The sequence below is a fragment of the Saccharothrix hoggarensis genome (assembly GCF_042678885.1).
In the GTDB taxonomy this organism is placed as follows: Bacteria; Actinomycetota; Actinomycetes; order Mycobacteriales; family Pseudonocardiaceae; genus Actinosynnema; species Actinosynnema hoggarensis.
In genome coordinates this window covers 1-3,911 of sequence record NZ_JBHTLK010000374.1, presented here as the reverse complement: position 1 = coordinate 3,911, position 3,911 = coordinate 1, and the positions used below count along the sequence as shown (strand labels likewise).

The following is a 3,911-nucleotide window of genomic DNA, read 5'->3' as shown; positions in this document are numbered from 1 at the left end:
CGGGGTCAGCGCGGCCAAGCTGCGGCCGGCAGAGTCAGCGCGGGCGGAGTCGGCGCGCGGCGGGGTCAGCGCGGCGGGGTCGTCAGCGGATGACGATCCGGCCCAGGGTCAGGAACGGCGCGCCGCGGGTCAGCACGGCGGTCCGGCCCCGCTCGTCGGGACCGGCCAACCACACCTGCCCGCCGCGCCGGATGTTCTCGCGCACCCGCTCGGGCACTTCCGCGAGCCGCAGGAACGTGCGGTCCGAGCCCTCGGTCTCCAGGAACGTCTGCCGCCCGACCCGCGTCCGCCCCGGCACGAACTTCACCGCCACGGGGTGCCGGGGGTAGGTGTCGAGCAGCCGCAACAGGCTCCGCCGCGAGCAGAAGTGCCGCAGACCGGGCACGGCGAACTCGACGCACAGCGGCGTGAGGACGAACACCCACCGCGACCCGATCCACTCGGAGATCAGCCACAGCACCACGAACGCCAGCAGCGCGATCCCGATGAACCCGACCGCGCGGCGATCCGCCCCGGCCAGGCACTTGCGCACCCACGCATCACCCACCACTGCTCCCAGCCAACCAGGATTCCCACCCCGGGGGTAGCCGAGAAGACGATCACCAAACGCCACCGTGAGCGAAAACTCCTCAACCCCGGACGACCTTCGCCGGGAACAGCTTCGGCACGCCCCGGAAGGTCACCACCGTGTTCCCCGCCCGATCAGGTGAGACGACCCAGGCGCGCCGGTGCCGCCGGATGCGTCCTCGGGCCACCGGGCCGGCGCTGACGTCGAGCACGAGCGGCCGTGCGCCGTGGACGACGAGCAGCCCGCCACGCCAGTGCACCCGCACGTACACCCAGGCGTGATCACCCATGACCCGCGTGAACGGCTGCCGCCGCGTGAGCCCGAACCCGAGCACCAGCACGGAGAACAGCAGCAGCGCCAACGGCACCGGGGACGGGTCCGCGAAGCCGAAGACCAAGGCGAGTTGCAGCGCGAACGCGAGCGCGCCCAGGACGACCCAGCCGAACGCCCGCCGACTCGCGATCTCCAGGCAGTACCGGGTCCACCGGTCATCGAGCGCCGCACCCCGGGTGGACGGCTTGTTCGGCACGACCACGAGCCACCTCCGCCAGGCGACCCCAGATTACGACGATCACCGCACCACCTGAATCGCCCAACCGGCCCGATCCTCGCCGACGCCGCCCGCTCCCCCGCCCGAAGGACGGGGCGACCCCGTGCGGCGCGCGCGTCGCCGACCCCCTAACCTGCGGTGACGATGCGCCGTGCCGAGGCTGCGACCACGTGGTCCGGTCGTGGGACTACCGCCACCGGACGCCAGCCAGTTAGGCTGCCCTAAGTTGGGAGGTGAGCGGTGAACGAGACACGTCGACCGCCGGCCCCGCACCCGGCGGAGCGGGCTCGCACCATCGCCGCCCGCGGCGGGCGCGCGGCCCTGCTGCCGTCCGACGGCGCGGACAGCCGGATCACCCCGGTGCTGCACCACGTCCACGCGAACGGCGACGCGACGATCGTGCTGCCGGACGAGCACCCGCTGGTCGAGTCCGCCCGCCGGGGCGAGGTGACGGCCATGCTGGAACTCGCCGACCAGGCGCCGGTCCCGTTGCGCGAGCCGGTCCGCGGCCTGCTCTGGATCACCGGCTGGCTGCGCACGCTCGACGCCGACGAGGCCCGCGAGACGGCGCTGCGGGTCGCCGACGCCCGCCCGGACCCGCGCCTGCTCGACGTCGGGCACGGCGCGTCCGCCCTCACGCTGGCGCCCGCCTCGCTGGTGGTGGCGGACGCCGAGGGCACGACGTCGCTGAGGCCGGAGCTGTTCGCGCAGGCCGAGCCGGACCCGTTCGCCGCGCACGAGGACCACTGGCTGCGCCACCTCGAACTGTCCCACCGCGACGTGGTCGGTTTGCTCGGCCAGCACCTGCCGGACCACCTGAAGGGCGGTCACGTCCGCCCGCTCGGGCTGGACCGCTTCGGCCTGCGGCTGCGGGTCGAGATGGCGGACGAGGACCACGACGTGCGCATCGCGTTCTCCCGGCCGGTCGCCACCGCGCAGGAGCTGGCCGTCGAGCTGCGCCGGCTCATGGGCTGCCCGTTCCTGGCCCGCCAACGCGGCTGACCCCGCCCGCGAACCGGACCACCGAACCGACGACCGCCGTGAACCGACGACCGACCGCGAACCGAACCCCCGCCCGCGAACGGACCACGGCCGCCGTCGACGGTGACGTGGTTACCGTATGGGCGTGATCGAAGCCCACGAGCTCGACGCCCGGGAGCGCCGCGGCTACCAGCTGGAACTGCTGATCGTCTTCGCGATGACGCTCGGCCTGTCCGGCGTGCGGAGCCTGGTGCGGCTGCTGGACAGCCTCCTCGACCCGGTGCCCCTGAACGAGCAGAAGGTCGCGATCAACGTCCCGCAGGCGCGGTTCGACCTGCTGGACCTGATCGCGCAGCTGTTGAGCGTCGTCCAGCTGGCCGCGTGGGGCGGGCTCGGCCTCTACCTGCTGTGGCGCGGCGGGATCAGGCTGAAGGCGCTGGGCCTGGACCGCACCAGGATCGGGCCGGACGCGCTGGGCAGCCTCGGGCTGGCCGCCGTGATCGGCATCCCAGGGTTGATCTTCTACCTGGTCGCGTGGAACCTCGGGTTCAACCTGGCCGTGCTGCCGTCCACCTTGGACCAGTCGTGGTGGCGCAGCGTGGTGCTCGTCCTCTCCGCCGCGGGCAACGCGTGGGCGGAGGAGGTGCTGGTCGTCGGCTTCTTCATCACGCGGCTCAAGCAGCTCGGCTGGCGCGACAACACGGCGTTGCTGGCCAGCGCGGTGCTGCGCGGCTCGTACCACCTGTACCAGGGGTTCGGCGGGTTCGTCGGCAACGTCGTGATGGGCCTCGTGTTCGGCAAGGTGTGGCAGCGCACGAACCGGCTGTGGGTGCTTGTCGTCGCGCACACGCTGCTCGACGTCGTCGCGTTCGTCGGCTACACGGTGTTGCGCGGACAGGTGTCCTGGCTGCCCTGAACCTAGGGTGGTGCCATGGACGAGCTGACCCTGGCGGACGAACTGGCGCTGCTCGCGCACGACGACGACGGCACGCGCCGGCTCGGCCAGCCGGCGCTCGGGTACGGCCTGGCCGGCGCGCTGCTGGTCGAGTTGGCGCTGGCCGAGCGGATCGACGTGGTGGACAAGAAGGTCACCGTGCTGAACCCGACGCCGACGGGCCGTCCGGTGCTCGACCAGGCGTTGGCCCGGATCGCCGACGACAAGCCGCGCAAGCCCGCGCACTGGATCGACAAGCTGAGCAAGAAGCTGACCGAGCAGGTGCTCGACGGCCTGGTGGCCGGCGGCGTGCTGCGGCGCGAGGAGGACCGGGTGCTCCTGGTGTTCCCGCGCACCCGGTTCCCCACGCCGGACGGCGCCGAGCCGCCCGCGGAGACCGACGCGCGCGCCCGGATGACCAGGGCGGTCACCGACGACGGCCCGGTCGACCCGCGCACGGCGGCGCTGTGCGCGCTGGTGAAGGCGGTCGGCCACGACCGCAAGGTCTTCGCCCACCTGCCGCGCGCCGAGGTGCGCAAGCGCCTGAAGACCATCTCCGAGGGCGAGTGGGCGGCGCTCGCCGTGCGCAAGGCGATCGAGCAGGTCCAGTCGGCGATCACCGTGGCCGTGATCGTCCCGGCCGCCTCCAGCTAGGCGTGATCACCGGCCGGGACGCGGCTCCCGGCGCCGGCCCCGCGCTCAGCCGACGAGCAGGAACCGCGCCGCGGTGTGGGCGGCGGCGGTGACCACCGAGCGGGCCACGCCCGCCGAGTCGAGCACTGACGGGTCGAGGTCGTCGACGGTGACGGCGGCGTTCTCGGCGACGCGGCGCGCGGGTTCGGCGAGAGCGGCGGCGAAGGCGTGCCAGCCGGCGACCT

Annotated in this window: 5 protein-coding genes; 3 read left to right on the top strand and 2 right to left on the bottom strand. The window is 73.3% G+C overall.

Annotated features, from left to right (window positions below; genetic code table 11):
* Nucleotides 1-82: 82 nt before the first annotated feature.
* A complete protein-coding gene (locus ACFQ3T_RS34990) occupies nt 83-547 on the bottom strand; it encodes a hypothetical protein (protein ID WP_380730160.1) in 465 nt (154 codons plus the stop codon).
* Between the two features lie 82 nt (nt 548-629).
* Nucleotides 630-1,097: a hypothetical protein gene (locus tag ACFQ3T_RS34985; protein ID WP_380730158.1), complete on the bottom strand. Its 468-nt coding sequence runs from the start codon at nt 1,095-1,097 to the stop codon at nt 630-632.
* A 261-nt stretch (nt 1,098-1,358) separates the two neighbouring features.
* Between ACFQ3T_RS34985 and ACFQ3T_RS34980 the strand changes: the two genes are divergently transcribed.
* From ACFQ3T_RS34980 to ACFQ3T_RS34970, 3 genes are all read left to right on the top strand, one after another.
* On the top strand, nt 1,359-2,120 hold the full coding sequence (locus ACFQ3T_RS34980; protein ID WP_380730156.1) for a DUF2470 domain-containing protein: 762 nt from the start codon (nt 1,359-1,361) through the stop codon (nt 2,118-2,120).
* A 196-nt stretch (nt 2,121-2,316) separates the two neighbouring features.
* On the top strand, nt 2,317-3,015 hold the full coding sequence (locus tag ACFQ3T_RS34975; RefSeq protein ID WP_380730162.1) for a CPBP family intramembrane glutamic endopeptidase: 699 nt from the start codon (nt 2,317-2,319) through the stop codon (nt 3,013-3,015).
* A 15-nt stretch (nt 3,016-3,030) separates the two neighbouring features.
* Nucleotides 3,031-3,687: a GOLPH3/VPS74 family protein gene (locus ACFQ3T_RS34970; RefSeq protein WP_380730154.1), complete on the top strand. Its 657-nt coding sequence runs from the start codon at nt 3,031-3,033 to the stop codon at nt 3,685-3,687.
* The last annotated feature ends 224 nt before the right edge of the window (nt 3,688-3,911 follow it).